At 60.2% G+C, this 17,194-nt stretch carries 16 protein-coding genes and 1 pseudogene; 1 reads left to right on the top strand and 16 read right to left on the bottom strand.

What is annotated here, in order from left to right:
* Positions 1 to 14: 14 nt before the first annotated feature.
* The 11 genes and pseudogenes from motD to V7773_RS06555 all read right to left on the bottom strand — a co-directional run.
* Positions 15 to 899, bottom strand: coding sequence for a flagellar motor protein MotD (gene motD, locus V7773_RS06605; RefSeq protein WP_336072737.1), 885 nt, complete (start codon positions 897 to 899; stop codon positions 15 to 17).
* Between the two features lie 231 nt (positions 900 to 1,130).
* Entirely contained in the window at positions 1,131 to 1,871 is a 741-nt protein-coding gene (locus tag V7773_RS06600) for a flagellar motor protein (protein WP_063322393.1), read from the bottom strand.
* Positions 1,871 to 3,004 carry a protein-glutamate methylesterase/protein-glutamine glutaminase gene (locus tag V7773_RS06595; protein WP_336072736.1) on the bottom strand — a complete coding sequence of 378 codons (1,134 nt, stop codon included), beginning with the start codon at positions 3,002 to 3,004 and terminating at the stop codon, positions 1,871 to 1,873. Before V7773_RS06595 ends, V7773_RS06600 begins: the two co-directional genes overlap by 1 nt.
* 48 nt (positions 3,005 to 3,052) lie before the next feature.
* Positions 3,053 to 5,305 carry a chemotaxis protein CheA gene (locus tag V7773_RS06590; protein WP_336072733.1) on the bottom strand — a complete coding sequence of 751 codons (2,253 nt, stop codon included), beginning with the start codon at positions 5,303 to 5,305 and terminating at the stop codon, positions 3,053 to 3,055.
* Positions 5,306 to 5,335: 30 nt separating this feature from the next.
* Positions 5,336 to 6,121, bottom strand: coding sequence for a protein phosphatase CheZ (locus tag V7773_RS06585; protein ID WP_063322395.1), 786 nt, complete (start codon positions 6,119 to 6,121; stop codon positions 5,336 to 5,338).
* Between the two features lie 18 nt (positions 6,122 to 6,139).
* Positions 6,140 to 6,511: a chemotaxis response regulator CheY gene (locus tag V7773_RS06580; protein ID WP_003199125.1), complete on the bottom strand. Its 372-nt coding sequence runs from the start codon at positions 6,509 to 6,511 to the stop codon at positions 6,140 to 6,142.
* 167 nt (positions 6,512 to 6,678) lie between these two features.
* Positions 6,679 to 7,422: an RNA polymerase sigma factor FliA gene (gene fliA, locus V7773_RS06575; RefSeq protein ID WP_014337177.1), complete on the bottom strand. Its 744-nt coding sequence runs from the start codon at positions 7,420 to 7,422 to the stop codon at positions 6,679 to 6,681.
* On the bottom strand, positions 7,419 to 8,249 hold the full coding sequence (fleN, locus tag V7773_RS06570) for a flagellar synthesis regulator FleN (protein ID WP_003184001.1): 831 nt from the start codon (positions 8,247 to 8,249) through the stop codon (positions 7,419 to 7,421). Before fleN ends, fliA begins: the two co-directional genes overlap by 4 nt.
* Before the next feature lie 116 nt (positions 8,250 to 8,365).
* On the bottom strand, positions 8,366 to 9,715 hold the full coding sequence (gene flhF, locus V7773_RS06565) for a flagellar biosynthesis protein FlhF (protein WP_063322396.1): 1,350 nt from the start codon (positions 9,713 to 9,715) through the stop codon (positions 8,366 to 8,368).
* A gap of 11 nt (positions 9,716 to 9,726) precedes the next feature.
* Positions 9,727 to 11,856 (bottom strand): flagellar biosynthesis protein FlhA, encoded by a 2,130-nt coding sequence (gene flhA, locus V7773_RS06560; protein WP_063325144.1) that lies wholly within the window; start codon positions 11,854 to 11,856, stop codon positions 9,727 to 9,729.
* A 358-nt stretch (positions 11,857 to 12,214) separates the two neighbouring features.
* Positions 12,215 to 12,373 (bottom strand): annotated as a pseudogene (locus tag V7773_RS06555) (flagellar biosynthetic protein FlhB); the annotation flags it as partial.
* A 261-nt stretch (positions 12,374 to 12,634) separates the two neighbouring features.
* Here V7773_RS06555 and V7773_RS06550 point away from each other — a divergent pair.
* Positions 12,635 to 13,732 (top strand): RHS repeat-associated core domain-containing protein, encoded by a 1,098-nt coding sequence (locus V7773_RS06550; protein WP_336072728.1) that lies wholly within the window; start codon positions 12,635 to 12,637, stop codon positions 13,730 to 13,732.
* A 64-nt stretch (positions 13,733 to 13,796) separates the two neighbouring features.
* On the opposite strand, the gene flhB is transcribed toward V7773_RS06550, so the two are convergent.
* The 5 genes from flhB to fliO are packed head-to-tail and all read right to left on the bottom strand — an operon-like array spanning position 13,797 to position 17,176.
* Entirely contained in the window at positions 13,797 to 14,933 is a 1,137-nt protein-coding gene (gene flhB, locus V7773_RS06545) for a flagellar biosynthesis protein FlhB (protein WP_336072727.1), read from the bottom strand.
* Between the two features lie 3 nt (positions 14,934 to 14,936).
* Entirely contained in the window at positions 14,937 to 15,713 is a 777-nt protein-coding gene (gene fliR, locus V7773_RS06540; RefSeq protein ID WP_336072816.1) for a flagellar biosynthetic protein FliR, read from the bottom strand.
* 10 nt (positions 15,714 to 15,723) lie between these two features.
* Positions 15,724 to 15,993 carry a flagellar biosynthesis protein FliQ gene (gene fliQ / locus V7773_RS06535; RefSeq protein ID WP_024618176.1) on the bottom strand — a complete coding sequence of 90 codons (270 nt, stop codon included), beginning with the start codon at positions 15,991 to 15,993 and terminating at the stop codon, positions 15,724 to 15,726.
* A gap of 23 nt (positions 15,994 to 16,016) precedes the next feature.
* Positions 16,017 to 16,766, bottom strand: coding sequence for a flagellar type III secretion system pore protein FliP (gene fliP, locus V7773_RS06530; protein WP_003199111.1), 750 nt, complete (start codon positions 16,764 to 16,766; stop codon positions 16,017 to 16,019).
* Positions 16,766 to 17,176 carry a flagellar biosynthetic protein FliO gene (gene fliO / locus V7773_RS06525; RefSeq protein WP_063325145.1) on the bottom strand — a complete coding sequence of 137 codons (411 nt, stop codon included), beginning with the start codon at positions 17,174 to 17,176 and terminating at the stop codon, positions 16,766 to 16,768. The genes fliP and fliO overlap by 1 nt, the downstream gene beginning before the upstream one ends.
* Positions 17,177 to 17,194 lie beyond the last annotated feature (18 nt).

The raw sequence follows: 17,194 nt of genomic DNA, 5'->3' as shown, positions 1-17,194 counted from the left end.
GAGAAATAGCTCGGTTATAAAGCGGGTGACGGAGAATTGACGGCACTCTGTCTTCCCGGCGACTTGACCGGAGCCGGTGCAGTTTGTGTGCCAGCCCGCTTCAAGGCGGCGTCCGGTTTTGCATTGGTCGTGCCGGTACCGGTCAGGCTGCGGCGCACATCGAGGTTTCGCGACACCACCAACACTACGCGCCGGTTACGCGCCCGCCCCTCGGCCGTGGCGTTATTGGCCACCGGCTGGAACTCGCCATAGCCCACCGATGCCAGGCGACCGGGGTTCACGCCCTGCATGGCCAACATGCGCACGATGCTCGCCGAACGGGCCGAGGACAGCTCCCAGTTGGTCGGGTACTGCGCGGTACGAATCGGTTGGTCATCGGTGAAGCCCTCGACATGGATCGGGTTGTCGAACGGTTTCAGGATCGCCGCCACCTTATCGATGATATTGAATGCCATATCACTGGGCATGGCGTCGCCGCTGCCGAACAGCAGGCTGGAGTTGAGCTCGATCTCGACCCACAGCTCATTGCCACGCACGGTCATCTGGTTCGAGCTGATGAGATCACCGAACGCCGCGCTGATGTCGTCGGCGATGCTTTTCAACGGATCGCTACTGCCGGCGATACCGGCCTCGACCTGCTCGCTGTCCTTGACCAAGGGTTTGGCCGGGGTGGTGGTCTTGGGCCGCTCCTCGCCGATAGGGATGGGCTTGAGGGCTCGGTCGGAATCGGTGAAGACCCCAATCAACGCCTCGGAAATCACTTTGTACTTGCCTTCGTTGACCGACGAAATCGAGTACATGACCACGAAAAAGGCGAACAGCAGCGTAATGAAGTCGGCATAGGAAACCAGCCAGCGTTCATGGTTGACGTGTTCTTCATGATGCCTGCGACGTGCCATGTTAGAACGTGCCCAAAGTAAATGACGAAACAGAACCTGCCGCGGTCCTTGTGGCAAGGGGATTTAGCGCAACGTCGCAATACCCCGCAGGGTTGCGCAGCAGCCCCAAGGCAAACGACTCGATCAACCTGACACATCGAAATGTCAGGCTTTGGGGCCGCTTCGCGACCCAACGGGGATAAATCCCCTCGCCACAGGTTTGGCGCAATCCTGAGCGTCCTACGCCCCCCATCAGTCCATGAAGCCCTGGAGCTTCAACTCAATGGAGCGCGGGTTTTCGCCTTCGGCGATCGACAGGATCCCTTCCAGCAGCATTTCGCGATAGCGCGACTGGCGCAACGCGATGGACTTGAGTTTGGCGGCGATCGGCAACAGCACCAGGTTCGCGCTGGCCACGCCATAGATCGTGGCGACGAACGCCACGGCGATGCCGCTGCCCAGTTGCGATGGATCGGCCAGGTTGCCCATTACGTGGATCAGGCCCATCACCGCACCGATGATGCCGATGGTCGGCGCGTAGCCGCCCATGCTTTCGAATACCTTGGCCGCCTCGATATCGCGGCTTTCCTGGGTGTAGAAATCCACTTCCAGAATGCTGCGGATGGCTTCCGGCTCGGCGCCGTCCACCAACAATTGCAGGCCCTTGCGCGAGTAGCTGTCGGGCTCGGCATCGGCCACCCCTTCCAGGCCTAGCAAGCCTTCCTTGCGCGCGGTCAGGCTCCAGTTCACCACCCGGTCGATACCACCGGCCAAGTCGACACGGGGCGGGAACAGAATCCAGATCAGCACCTGCATGGCGCGTTTGAAAGCACTCATGGGCGACTGCAACAGCGCCGCGCCAATGGTGCCACCGAGCACGATCAACGCCGCCGGGCCGTTGGCCAGCGCGCCCAGATGCCCACCTTCCAGATAATTGCCGCCAATGATGGCGACGAACGCCATGACGATGCCGATCAGGCTGAGCACATCCATTACAGGCACGCCTCGACCAGGTGTCTACCGATGTCGTCCAGCCCGTACACCGCGTCGGCGAGGTCCGCCTTCACGATGGCCATCGGCATGCCGTAGATCACACAGCTGGCTTCGTCCTGGGCCCAGATCGCACTGCCGCCCTGCTTGAGCAGGCGCGCGCCTTCACGACCGTCGGCGCCCATGCCGGTGAGCACCACCGCCAGAACTTTGTCACCGTAGGACTTGGCCGCGGAACCGAAGGTAATGTCCACGCAAGGCTTGTAGTTCAGACGCTCGTCACCGGGCAGGATTTTCACCGCGCCGCGACCATCGATCATCATCTGCTTGCCACCGGGTGCCAACAACGCCAGGCCGGGACGCAGGATGTCGCCATCCTCGGCTTCCTTGACGCTGATGTTGCACAGCTTGTCCAGACGCTCCGCGAAAGCCTTAGTGAACGCCGCCGGCATGTGCTGGATCAGCACGATGGGGGCCGGGAAGTTGGCCGGCAACTGGGTCAGGACCCGTTGCAGTGCCACCGGGCCACCCGTGGACGTACCGATAGCGACCAGCTTGTAGGCTTTGCGCTTGGGTGCCGGCGATGACGTACTGGCGGGCGCCGAGCGAGCCGGCGCTGGGGCTGGTGCCGGTGCACTGCGTACCGGTGCCGGATTGAAGCTGCTCGATGCTGTCGGAGCCGGGCTTGGCGCCGCAACCGGGGCTGGCGCCGGTGCGCTGTAGGCACCGACACGGCGATTGCTGCGGGAAATGCTGTGGACCTTTTCGCACAGCAACTGCCGGACCTTGTCGGGGTTGCGCGAAATGTCTTCGAAGTTCTTCGGCAGGAAATCCACCGCCCCGGCGTCCAGCGCATCGAGGGTCACCCGAGCGCCTTCATGAGTCAGGGACGAGAACATCAATACCGGGGTCGGGCAGCGCTGCATGATATGCCGCACGGCCGTGATGCCGTCCATCATCGGCATCTCGTAGTCCATGGTGATCACGTCCGGCTTGAGCGCCAGGGCCTGATCAATCGCCTCTTTGCCATTGGTCGCGGTACCGACGACCTGAATACTCGTGTCCGCCGAAAGAATTTCCGAGACGCGGCGGCGGAAAAACCCCGAATCGTCCACCACCAGGACTTTAACTACCATAAACACTCCGTTAGACGAGGCGCGGCCCTGGGCCACGCCCCTCCAGAATCAAATACGCCGAGCGGCGTAACGCTTGAGCATGCTTGGCACATCGAGGATCAACGCGATGCGGCCGTCGCCGGTGATGGTGGCGCCGGACATGCCCGGGGTGCCCTGGAGCATCTTGCCCAACGGCTTGATGACCACTTCTTCCTGGCCCACCAACTGGTCGACAACGAAGCCGATCCGCTGGGTGCCCACCGAAAGGATCACCACATGGCCTTCGCCCTGCTCCACATGAGCGGCGGAACTGACCAGCCAGCGCTTGAGGTAGAACAGCGGCAGTGCCTTGTCCCGTACGATCACCACTTCCTGGCCGTCCACCACGTTGGTGCGCGACAGGTCGAGGTGGAAAATCTCGTTGACGTTGACCAGCGGGAAGGCGAACGCCTGGTTGCCCAGCATCACCATCAGGGTCGGCATGATCGCCAGGGTCAGCGGGACCTTGATGACGATCTTCGAGCCCTGGCCCTTGGTCGAGTAGATATTGATCGAACCGTTGAGCTGGGAAATCTTGGTTTTCACCACGTCCATGCCCACGCCACGGCCCGACACGTCGGAAATCTCGGTCTTGGTCGAGAAACCCGGGGCGAAGATCAGGTTGTAGCACTCGGTGTCGCTCAGGCGGTCAGCGGCATCCTTGTCCATCACACCGCGTTTCACCGCGATGGAACGCAGCACGTTAGGGTCCATGCCTTTGCCGTCGTCGGAGATCGACAGCAGGATGTGGTCGCCTTCCTGCTCGGCGGCCAGGATCACCTTGCCGCTGCGGACCTTGCCCGAGGCTTCGCGTTCTTCCGGCGACTCGATGCCGTGGTCGACCGCGTTGCGCACCAAGTGGACCAGCGGGTCGGCCAGGGCCTCGACAAGGTTCTTGTCGAGGTCGGTTTCTTCACCCACCAGTTCCAGGTTGATTTCTTTCTTGAGCTGGCGAGCCAGGTCGCGAACCAGGCGCGGGAAGCGCCCGAAGACTTTCTTGATCGGCTGCATCCGGGTCTTCATGACCGCGGTCTGCAGGTCCGCCGTGACCACGTCGAGGTTCGACACGGCCTTGGACATGGCTTCATCCTGGCTGTTGAGGCCCAGGCGCACCAGACGGTTACGCACCAGCACCAGTTCGCCGACCATGTTCATGATCTCGTCCAGGCGCGCGGTATCGACCCGAACGGTGGTCTCGGCTTCGCTGGCCGGCTTTTCCGCTGGCGCAGCCGCCGCAGCACGGGCGGGCGCCGGGGCAGCAGCGGCGGGCTTGGCGGGTTCGGCCTTCGGTTCCGGTGCCTTGGCAGCGGGTTTGGGCGCAGCCTTGGCCGCCGGTGCAGCGACAGCGGCAGCAGGCGCAGCAGAAGCGGTACCGACTTCGCTGAACTTGCCCTTGCCATGCAGCTCATCGAGCAGTGATTCGAATTCGTGATCGCTGATCAGGTCGCTGCCTGCGGTAGCAGCGGCAGGCTTGGCCGGTGTCGGCGCCGAAGCGATGGCTGAATCCAGCGCGTCAACGGCAAAGGTGCCCTTGCCATGCAACTGATCGAGCAAGGCTTCGAATTCGTCGTCGGTGATATCCGAGCTGTCGCCTGCGGCTTTCGGGGCGGCCGGAGCCGTCGGCGGCACGACCGCATCCGGCGCGAACTGGCCCTTGCCGTGGAGCTGGTCGAGCAGTGACTCGAACTCGGCATCGGTGATTTCATCGCTGGCCACCCCATCGGCGACCGGTGCAGCAGGTGCAGCAGGAACGACCGGCGCCTCGGCCTGGGCCTTGACGGTATTCAGGGAGTCCAGCAGTTGTTCGAATTCGTTATCGGTGATGTCGCCCGATGCCTCGGCGACCGGTTCTTCAACCGCAGGCTCGGCAACCGGAGCCGCTTCGTCAGCCGATTGCGGCTCGGCCAGGCGCGCCAGCGCAGCGAGCAGTTCGGGGGTGGCAGCGGTGATCGGCGAGCGCTCACGCACTTCGCTGAACATGCTGTTGACCGCATCCAGCGCTTCAAGCACCACGTCCATCAGTTCCGAATCAACGCGACGCTCACCCTTGCGCAGGATGTCGAACACGTTTTCGGCAATGTGACAGCACTCCACCAACTCGTTGAGCTGGAGGAAGCCGGCGCCTCCTTTTACAGTGTGGAAACCGCGAAAAATTGCATTGAGCAGATCCGCATCATCTGGTCGGCTTTCCAGCTCGACCAGCTGTTCAGACAGTTGCTCTAGAATCTCGCCGGCCTCAACCAGGAAATCCTGAAGGATCTCTTCATCGGCGCCGAAGCTCATTAATGGCTGCTCCTAAAACAGGGCTAAAACTCAGAATCCAAGGCTGGACAGCAAATCGTCCACATCGTCCTGACCGGACATAACGTCTTCTCTTTTATCGGCATGAATCTGCGGACCTTCACCCTGAGAGAGATGTTTTTGTGGATCTTTTTCAGCGAGCATCGCTTCACGGTCGTGTTCGATGCCTGCAAAGCGGTCGACCTGGCTGGCCATCAACACCAGTTTGAGCAGGTTGCTTTCGACTTCGGTGACCAACTGGGTCACGCGCTTGATCACCTGGCCGGTCAGGTCCTGATAGTCCTGAGCCAGCAGGATGTCGTTGAGGTTGCTGGCCACGGCGCGGTTCTCGTTGCTGCTGCGCGTCAGGAAACCGTCGACCCGACGGGCCAGCTCCCGAAACTCTTCGGCGCCGACTTCGCGCCGCATGAACCGACCCCAGTCGGTGCTCAGGGCCTGGGCTTCGTCGCTCAGGCCGTTGACCAGGGGCGTTGCGCTTTCCACCAGGTCCATGGTGCGGTTGGCCGCAGCCTCGGTCAGCTTGACCACATAACCCAGACGCTCGGTGGCGTCGGTGATCTGCGAGACTTCCTCGGCCTGCGGCATATTCGGGTCGATCTGGAAATTGACAATCGCGCTGTGCAATTCACGCGTGAGCTTGCCCACCTCCTGATACAGACCCCGGTCACGGGTCTGGTTGAGCTCATGGATCATTTGAACCGCATCGCCAAAGCGACCTTTTTCAAGGCTGTCGACCAGTTCGCGGGCATGTTTTTTCAGGGTCGATTCGAAATCGCCCATTGAAGATTCGTTATCCATAGCTCCCCCGTGGCGCCGTTAACCGATGCGTTCGAAGATTTTTTCGATCTTCTCTTTCAACGCCTGGGCCGTGAAGGGTTTGACCACATAGCCGTTTACACCGGCCTGGGCCGCTTCGATGATCTGCTCGCGCTTGGCTTCGGCAGTGACCATCAGCACCGGCAGATGCTTGAGTTTTTCGTCGGCACGCACCTGGCGCAACAGGTCGATACCGGTCATGCCCGGCATGTTCCAGTCGGTGACCAGGAAATCGAAGTTGCCACTGTGCAACATCGGGAGCGCAGTGGTCCCGTCATCTGCTTCGGCCGTGTTGGTGAACCCAAGGTCACGCAACAGGTTTTTTATGATCCGCCGCATCGTTGAGAAGTCATCAACGATGAGGATTTTCATGTTCTTGTCCAATTCGACCTCCAAGCAGTCTTAAACGCGCCCAGCACCTGGACGCGCCATTTCAATCAATCCGGCACAACACTCGACAACGGTCTGGAGCACAACGGATGGAGACTGGTACAGCACCTGCCAGGCCAGCCTCGTTCGCAGTGTCCCCACACTGCCTGTCAACGCGCTCGCCACTCCCCCAAACGCCCCCGCAAACGGGCCGCGCACTGGCTGTGTAACTGGCTGACCCGCGATTCGCTGACCCCCAGGACCTCACCGATTTCCTTGAGGTTCAGCTCTTCGTCGTAGTACAGCGCCAAGACCAGCCGCTCACGCTCCGGCAAATTGGCAATCGCATCCGCCAGCGCGCTCTGGAAACGTTCATCTTCCAGGTCACGCGACGGCTCCATGTGAGCACTTGCATTATCCTCGTGCAGCCCTTCATGTTCGCCGTCCTGCAACAGGTCGTCGAAACTGAACAGGCGACTGCCCAAGGTATCGTTCAAAATCCCGTAATAATCGTCGAGACTCAACTGGAGTTCGGCCGCAACCTCGTGATCTTTAGCGTCACGCCCGGTTTTAGCTTCAATTGCCCGAATTGCATCACTGACCATGCGCGTATTGCGGTGTACCGAACGCGGCGCCCAATCGCCCTTGCGGACTTCATCGAGCATCGCACCGCGAATGCGAATACCGGCATACGTCTCGAAACTCGCGCCCTTGCTCGCGTCGTATTTGTTCGACACTTCGAGCAGGCCGATCATGCCCGCCTGGATCAAGTCCTCGACCTGGACACTGGCCGGCAACCGCGCCAGCAAGTGATAGGCGATACGCTTGACCAGTGGCGCGTAACGCTCGATCAATTCGTATTGGGCGTCCCGTGCCGATTTTTTGTAGAGATGGTTGTAACCGCTGGCTGTCATAGCACGGGCCCTGCTGTTTGTTGCACAAGACGCTCGACGAAAAATTCCAGATGCCCGCGAGGGTTGGCCGGCAGTGGCCAGGTATCGACCTTCTGGGCGATTGCCTTGAACGCCAGCGCGCATTTGGAACGTGGAAAGGCTTCATAAACGGCACGTTGCTTCTGGACGGCCTTGCGTACGCTTTCGTCGTAAGGCACTGCGCCGACGTATTGTAGGGCGACGTCCAGGAAACGATCCGTGACCTTTGTCAACTTGGCGAACAGGTTGCGTCCTTCTTGCGGGCTCTGGGCCATGTTGGCCAGGACGCGGAAGCGGTTCATGCCATAGTCGCGGTTAAGCAACTTGATCAGGGCATAGGCGTCGGTGATGGACGTCGGTTCGTCGCATACCACCAGCAGCACTTCCTGGGCCGCGCGAACAAAACTGACGACCGAGTCACCGATACCGGCTGCGGTGTCGATCACCAGCACATCGAGGTTGTCGCCGATGTCGCTGAAAGCCTGGATCAGGCCCGCGTGCTGGGCCGGGGTCAGGTGAACCATGCTCTGGGTGCCCGAGGCAGCCGGCACGATGCGAATCCCGCCCGGCCCCTGCAACAACACGTCACGCAGCTCACAGCGCCCTTCAATCACGTCCGCCAGCGTGCGTTTGGGTGTAAGCCCCAACAACACGTCGACGTTCGCCAGGCCCAGGTCGGCGTCCAGCAGCATGACCCGTCGGCCAAGCTCTGCCAGAGCCAGGGACAAGTTCACTGACACGTTAGTCTTCCCGACGCCACCTTTGCCGCCGGTCACCGCGATCACCTGTACGGGATGCATGCTGCCCATGTTCGTTCTTTACCTTGTCTTACTTAGACGGAGGCCACATTACTGGCTGCGCGTTCACATACGGAACAATGCATGGCAGACCATCGATGTAGGTACAAAAAATATTCATGATTACCTCAGCCGACCTGCTTGGTCGGGCTGTGGTAGATATCAGCGAACATATCAGCCATGGCTTCTTCGCTGGGTTCTTCCTGCATTTGCACACTCACGGCACGACTGACCAGTTGATGACGGCGCGGCAGATGCAAATCATCCGGGATCCGCGGCCCGTCGGTCAGGTAGGCCACCGGTAATTCATGACCGATCGCCAGGCTCAACACCTCGCCCAGGCTTGCCGTTTCGTCCAGCTTAGTCAGGATGCAGCCGGCCAGCCCGCAGCGTTTGTAGCTGTGGTATGCGGCGGTTAGAACCTGTTTCTGGCTGGTGGTTGCCAATACGAGATAATTTTTTGACTTGATACCGCGTCCGGCCAGGCTTTCGAGCTGCATGCGCAGGGCTGGATCGCTGGCTTGCAGGCCTGCGGTATCGATCAGTACGACGCGTTTGCGCAGCAGCGGCTCCAGCGCCTGGGCCAGGGACTGACCCGGATCCACATGGGTCACCGACACATTGAGGATCCGGCCGAGGGTCTTGAGCTGCTCCTGGGCACCGATGCGGAAACTGTCCATGCTCACCAGGGCAATGCTCTGGGCGCCGTACTTGAGTACATAACGGGCGGCGAGCTTGGCCAGGGTGGTGGTCTTGCCCATGCCGGCAGGACCGACCATGGCGATTACCCCGCCTTCTTCCAACGGCTCGACTTCCGGGGTCGCGATCATCCGCGCCAAGTGCGCCAGCAACATGCGCCAGGCCTGACGAGGCTCCTCGATATCATTGATCAGCGCCAGCAGGTCCCGGGACAACGGGCCGGACAGGCCGATGCGTTGCAGGCGACGCCACAGGTTGGCCTGGGCTGGACGGCTGCCTTGCAGCTGGTTCCAGGCCAGGGAGCCGAGCTGGACTTCCATCAGCTCACGCAGGCTGTTGAGTTCAAAGCGCATCGAATCCAGGGCCCGCGGATCGACACCCCGGGCAGGTGCTGCGGGCGCCGGCTCAGGACGACGCGGTTCGGCGTGGGCCTGCTCGATCAGCGGTTCGGCAGCAGTCAAAGGCAGGCCGGCCGTCAGCGGCTGACCGGCAAACAATTGACGATTGGTGCCTGCCGCGCCCTCGCCTTCGCTGCTGCGCAGGCTCAGCTCGGCCTGGGCGCTGGCGATGCGCGATTGGGTCTTGCGCAGCTCGTCTTCGAGCTCCATGTTCGGAACCCGGGGAGCCAGCGCCGACAATTTATAATCCAGCGCAGCCGTCAGTTCGACACCGCCAGCGATCCGGCGATTACCGATGATGGCCGCTTCAGCGCCCAGCTCGTCACGAACCAGCTTCATGGCCTGACGCATATCGGCGGCGAAAAAACGCTTCACTTGCATAAACCACTACCTCAGCCGTTGGGCCCTACTGTCGCAACGATGGTCACTTGCTTGTTGTCCGGTATTTCCTGGTACGCCAGCACATGCAGCCCCGGAACCGCGAGGCGCCCGAATCGCGAGAGCATCGCGCGAATCGGACCGGCCACCAGCAGGATCACCGGTTGGCCTTGCATCTCTTGCCGCTGGGCTGCTTCGATCAGCGAACGCTGCAGCTTCTCGGCCATGCTTGGCTCCAGCAGAACACCCTCTTCCGAGCCTTGTCCTGCCTTCTGCAGACTATTGAGCAATATCTGTTCCAACCTTGGCTCCAAGGTGATCACAGGCAGCTCAGACTCAGTGCCTACAATGCTTTGGACGATTGCGCGGGACACGCCGACCCGAACCGCAGCCACCAGGGCGGCGGTATCTTGACTCTTGGAAGCATTGTTGGCGATAGCCTCGGCAATACTGCGTATGTCGCGCACGGGCACTTGTTCGGCCAACAGCGCCTGCAGCACCTTGAGCAACTGCGACAACGAAACCACACCCGGCACCAGCTCTTCGGCCAGCTTCGGCGAGCCTTTGGCCAGTACTTGCAGGAGTTGCTGGACTTCTTCGTGGCCGATCAGCTCGCTGGAGTGTTTGTACAGGATCTGGTTCAAATGGGTCGCCACCACCGTACTGGCGTCCACCACGGTATAGCCGAGGGACTGCGCCTGGGCCCGCTGGCTGATTTCGATCCACACCGCTTCCAGGCCAAAAGCCGGATCCTTGGCGGTGATGCCGTTGAGGCTGCCGTAGACCTGCCCCGGGTTGATCGCCAACTCGCGGTCGGGGTAGATCTCGGCTTCGGCCAGGATCACCCCCATCAGCGTCAGACGGTAGGCACTCGGCGCCAGATCGAGGTTGTCGCGGATATGCACGGTGGGCATCAGGAAGCCCAGGTCTTGGGAGAGCTTCTTGCGCACCCCCTTGATCCGCGCCAGCAACTGACCACCCTGGTTGCGGTCGACCAATGGAATCAGGCGATAACCGACCTCCAGGCCGATCATGTCGATTGGCGTCACGTCATCCCAGCCCAGTTCCTTGGTTTCCATGGCGCGAGCCGGCGACGGCAGCAGTTCCTGCTGGCGCTTGACCTCTTGTAGGGCCTGGACTTTCTGCGCGTTCTGCTTCTTCCAGAACAGGTAGGCACCACCCGCTGCGGCGGCGGCCATGGTCAAGAAGGAAATGTGCGGCATGCCTGGCACCAGGCCCATCACCGCCATTAGACCGGCGGCAACGGCCAGGGCCTTGGGCGAGGCGAACATCTGCCGGCCGATCTGTTTGCCCATGTCTTCGGAGCCCGAAGCACGGGTCACCATGATCGCGGCCGCTGTGGATAACAACAGTGATGGCAATTGCGCCACCAAACCGTCACCGATGGTCAACAAGGCGTAGACCTTGCCGGCGTCGCCAAACGTCATGTTGTGCTGGAAGATACCGACGGCCATGCCGCCGATCAGGTTGATGAACAGAATAAGCAAACCGGCGATGGCGTCACCGCGTACGAATTTGCTGGCACCGTCCATGGAACCGTAGAACTCGGCCTCCTGGGCCACTTCCAGGCGACGCAGCTTAGCCTGGCCCTGGTCGATCAGGCCGGCGTTGAGGTCGGCGTCGATCGCCATTTGCTTGCCGGGCATCGCGTCGAGGGTAAAACGCGCACTCACCTCGGAAATCCGCCCGGCGCCCTTGGTCACCACGACGAAGTTGATGATCATCAAGATGGCGAAGACCACGATACCGACCACGTAGTTGCCGCCGATCACCACCTCACCGAAGGCCTGGATCACCTTGCCGGCGGCAGCGTGCCCGTCCTGGCCATGGAGCATCACCACGCGGGTGGATGCCACGTTCAGCGCCAGGCGCAACAACGTGGCCACCAGCAGAATGGTCGGGAATACGGCGAAATCCAGCGGCCGCAGGGCGTATACACACACCAGCAGCACAACGATCGACAGGGCGATGTTGAACGTAAAGAACACGTCCAGCAGGAACGGCGGCACCGGCAGCATCATCATGGCGAGCATGACCAGCAGCAACAGCGGCACGCCCAGATTACCCCGACTGAGGTCTACGACATTGCTGCGCGCGGTGCTGAATAACTGAGAGCGATCCACCAATATTCCCCGTTCCTGTGAAGCAAACTTTTGACGCCCCGGACGGGCGCAGACGGGGTATTGCAAGAAGCCTTCCAACTTTGGCCGCAGGTAGGAACGGAGGGCGCTACAGGAAAAATCATGCCCCGCCGAACGCAGAACCTGTGGTGAGGGAATTTATCCCCGACGGGCTGCGAAGCGGCCCCTGAATCTGGGATATTCAGGTATGCCTGGGGAATTGAGTGGGTCTGGTTTGGGGCCGCTTCGCAGCCCAGCGGGGATAAATCCCCTCGCCACAGGGTCCGCCGTGAACCCACTCCAAACAGAACAGTTCTGCACCTGGTTCAACGCTTGCCTATAGCCAGACTCAGGAATCGCGTCACAAATCCGGTGGAATCGGCAAATCCTTGAGTGGCTCGGGGCGCTTGCCCTTGCCGGCGCGGTGTTGGCGAATCTGGTAGACGTAGGCCAGCACCTGGGCCACGGCCAGGTACAGGCCGCCAGGGATTTCCTGGTCGAGTTAAGTGGAATAGTAAATCTGCGATTCATGGAGGATGACGTCACCGCGAACCTACCCGGGCCCTCGGCAGGAGCGCTCTTCGTGGCGAGGGAGCTTGCTCCCGTTCGGTTGCGCAGCAACCGCCAGTAAGCGAGGGCCGCTGCGCGACCCAGCGGGAGCAAGCTCCCTCGCCACGGGGTTTGTCGATACCCGCGCAAACCTAACAGTTCTGCTAGTCCCCCCCTCTGCGTCCAAGCCTCGATAATCCCCCCTGAGCCTCATCCAAACGGAGCGTCGATCATGCAAACCACGCAGCTCTGCACTTACCGCTACGACCCGCTGGACCGCCTCACCAGCCACAACACCGCGACTCACGCCCCAGTCCAGCGGTTCTACTGCAAATCGCGCCTGGCCACGGAGATTGGGGGCGCTATCAGTCGATCGATCGTCCAGCACGACGACCAACTGCTGGCCCAGATTGAGACCCAAGGCGACACAAGCCAGGCAACATTGTTGGCAACCAATCAACAACGCTCGGTATTGCATGCCATGGTCTCCAACGAATCACGATCCTTTGCCTATTCGCCCTATGGCTATCGGCCTGCTGGCAATGGCTTGCTGAGCCTGCTCGGCTTCAATGGGGAACGACCGGACCCGGTGACCGGGTATTATTTGCTGGGGAATGGTTATCGGGCGTTCAATCCGCTTTTGATGCGGTTTAATAGTCCGGATAAATTAAGCCCGTTTGGCGAGGGTGGATTGAATCCTTATGCATATTGCTCAGGGGACCCAATAAACAGGAGCGACCCGAGCGGGACGACAGGTATTATACAAGTACTTCGACAAATGTTTTCGCATTCAGGCAGCCGTGGTCAGGCGATCTCACGCCTCCGCACCCGCAATGCATACACAAAAATAACAGCCTATACGATAAAAGCAGATGAAGAAGCCTCCACAATCGTTCTAACCCAAACAAAATACACTGAGCGTGATGGCATTACTACGAGGTTAGGTACAACTGACACCGCCCGCTACACGAAGCTAACACCCAAAAACCCAACCCTTAAAGAACTCGCCCTCTCAAATGTGTCGAATTTTACGGGACTTGATGAACTCGCGCTCGATACAGCGGCACTTGAGCGCATCTCCCTTATCAATTTTTTTAACCATGCAGAAAGAAGCAGAGCACACTTGAGCCTCTTACCTGATATCACTCTTAAAAAATATCAGACATCGGATTTTTATAATAAATTACTGAGCACTGCAAACTCTGGAAAGTTGCAAGGGGTCGCTCCGAGCGCGATTAAATCTCTAAACCCCATAAAAGAGACCGCACCCAGCGCTTATTTAAGTAGATATCACGAAGAACTACAAAAAATTAGGCAGACTTTGAAATAATCGCCTTTTTTTCGACTAGCGAATTTTCAGCAATTAAAAAGCGACATATGTCGACACTCAAAAATCAAGAGTCCCGTCGCAAATCCGGCGGAATCGGCAAATCCTTGAGAGGTTCGGGACGCTTGCCCTTGCCGGCGCGGTGTTGGCGGATCTGGTAGACGTAGGCCAGCACTTGGGCCACAGCCAGGTACAGGCCGCCAGGGATTTCCTGATCGAGTTCGGTGGAGTAGTAAATCGATCGCGCCAGGGCCGGGGATTCGAGCAACATCACTTCATTGGCCACGGCGATTTCACGGATTTTCAGCGCCAGGAAGTCACTGCCCTTGGCCAGCAACACCGGAGCGTTGCCTTTTTCGGGGTCGTACTTGAGGGCTACGGCGTAGTGAGTCGGGTTGGTGATGACCACATCGGCGTCTGGGATCGCCGCCATCATCCGCCGCTGGGAGACCTCGCGCTGCAACTGTCGGATCCGCTGCTTGACCTCCGGCTTGCCCTCCGAGTCCTTGTGCTCGTCGCGCACTTCCTGCTTGGTCATCATCAGCTTCTGTTTGCTCTGATACAGCTGGATCGGCACGTCGATGGCGGCGATGAGGATCAGGCCGCAGGCTATCCACAACGTGCTCCAACCCACCAACTGCACACTGTGGATGATGGCCTGCTCCAGCGGCTCGTGAGCGATGCGCAACAGATCGTCGATGTCGGACTGCAACACCGTCAGCGCAACAAACAGAACCAGCAGGAATTTCCCGAAAGCCTTGAGCAGTTCCATGAGCGCCGAGGTCGAAAACATGCGTTTAAGACCAGCGGCGGGGTTCATCCGACTGAATTTGGGGGCCAGGCTACCGGCGGCGAACAACCAGCCGCCCAGGGAAATCGGGCCGATAACAGCGGCCAGCAACAGGAAGATCAGAACCGGCTGCATCGCCAGAATCGCGATTTTGCCCGAGTGCAGCAGATACTGGGCCATGGACCCCGGCGTGAGCAGTACCTCACGGGGCAGCGAGAAATTCAGCCGCATGATTTCCAGCAGATCCAGGGCCAACCCGCCACCATAAATCAACAACCCACCCACCCCGGCCAGCATCACCGCCAGGGTATTGAGTTCCTTGGAACGGGCGATCTCGCCCTTTTCCCGGGATTCGCGCCGGCGCTTGTCCGTGGGGTCTTCTGTCTTGTCCTGGCCACTCTCGCTCTCGGCCATGGTTCAGCGTGCCTGTGCCATGTCGCGTAGCAGTTGCAAGGCCTGGATGGCCAGCGGCTGATACTGGTTGAGGATATCCCCCAGGCTGATCCAGAAAATCACCATGCCCAGCGTGAGGATCAGCGGGAAACCGATGGAGAAAATGTTCAGCTGCGGCGCTGCCCGGGTCATCACGCCAAAGGCGATGTTGACCACCAGCAGCGCAGTGATCGCGGGCAATACCAGCACCATCGCCGCACCCAGGACCCAGCCGAGTTTGCCGGCGATTTCCCAGAAATGATTGACCAGCAACGCGCTGCCCACCGGCAAGGTGGTAAAACTCTCGGTCAATACCTCGAACACCACCAGATGCCCGTTCATGGCAAGAAACAACAGCGTTACCAGCATCGTCAGGAACTGACCGATTACCGCCGTCGTCACGCCATTGGTGGGGTCGACCATGGACGCGAAGGCCATACCCATCTGGATAGAAATGATCTGCCCCGCTACCACGAACGCCTGGAAAAACAACTGCAGCGAAAAGCCCATCAAGGCGCCGATGAGGATCTGCTCGGCGATCAACATCAGGCCGCTGAGGTCCAGGGCATTGACCGGCGGCATCGGTGGCAACCCGGGCGCAATGACCACCGTGATTGCCAAGGCGAAATACAGCCGCACGCGGGTCGGCACCAAGGTTGTACCGAACACCGGCATGCTCATGAGCACCGCGGCGACGCGAAACAGCGGCAGGATGAACGACGCCACCCACGTACTGATCTGGGTGTCCGTCAGCGCGAGCATCGACATGAGGTCAGCCGATCAACTGCGGAATACTGCCGTACAACTGCAGGATGTATTCCATGAAGGTTTGCACCAGCCAGGGCCCGGCGACGATCAGCGTCACCAACATCACCAGCAGGCGCGGCAGGAAGCTCAAGGTCTGCTCGTTGATCTGGGTCGCAGCCTGGAACATTGCCACCAGCAACCCCACCAGCAGACTGGGGATCACCAGAATGGCAACCATCACGGTCGTCAGCCAGAGTGCTTCACGGAACAGGTCTACCGCTACTTCAGGCGTCATATCGCCCTCCCCGCACAAAAGGCCTAAACACCGCCGAAACTGCCCGCCAGGGTACCGATGATCAGCGCCCAGCCATCCACCAACACAAACAGCATGATCTTGAACGGCAAGGAAATGATCAGCGGAGAGAGCATCATCATGCCCATGGCCATCAGGATACTGGCGACCACCAGGTCAATGATCAGGAACGGGATGAAAATCATGAAGCCGATCTGGAACGCGGTCTTCAGCTCGGACGTCACGAACGCCGGCACCAGGATGGTCAGCGGCGCCTGGTCGGCACTGGGGATATCGGTGCGCTTGGACAGGCGCATGAACAGCTCCAGGTCGCTGCTGCGGGTCTGGGCCAGCATGAAATCCTTGATCGGCACTTCAGCCTTGGCCACGGCATCCTGGGCGGTGATTTTTTCTGCCAGGTAAGGTTGCAGCGCATCCTGGTTCACCCGGTCGAACACCGGCGCCATGATGAACATGGTCAAAAACAGCGCCATACCGGTGAGGATCTGGTTCGAGGGGGTCTGTTGCAGGCCCAGGGCCTGGCGCAGGATCGAAAAGACAATGATGATCCGGGTGAAGCTGGTCATCAGCATGACGAACGCCGGGATGAAGCTCAGCGCGGTCATGATCAGCAGGATCTGCAGGCTGACCGAGTATTCCTGGGCCCCTTCGGCGTTGGTTCCGAGGGTGATCGCCGGGATCGACAGCGGATCGGCGGCGAACGCCAACGGTGCGGCCAGCATCAAGGCCAATGCCAACAGAATGCGCAATGGCATTACTTTTTATCCTTCTGGTCTTTACCCAACAGTTCCATGAGGCGCTGGGCAAATTCGGGGCTGGCCTGCTCGGCGGAGGGCACCTGCACCGGCTCCTTGAGGACGTGCAAGGCGGTGATGGTACCCGGGCTCAAGCCGAGCAGGATCTGCTCGTTACCGACCTGTACCAGCACCAGCCGGTCGCGCGGTCCGAGCGCGCGGGAACCGACGATGTCGATGACCTGCCCCTTGCCAGCCGGCCCCGCCTGCTGCACACGCCGCAACAACCAGGCGAGAAAGAAGATCAAGCCCAGAACCAGCAGCAAGCCGAGCACCAACTGCGCCAATTGCCCGGCGATACCACTGCCTGCTACCGGCGCAGCGGCGGCCGTGGCAACCGGTTCGGCCGCCAGCACACTCAATGGCAGCATCGCGGCTGCAGCGAAGAA

It is taken from the genome of Pseudomonas sp. 3JA, assembly GCF_036961705.1.
Lineage (GTDB): Bacteria > Pseudomonadota > Gammaproteobacteria > Pseudomonadales > Pseudomonadaceae > Aquipseudomonas > Aquipseudomonas fluorescens_Q.
The sequence above is the reverse complement of the archived record's forward strand: the minus strand, read 5'-3'. Positions and strand labels throughout refer to the sequence as shown.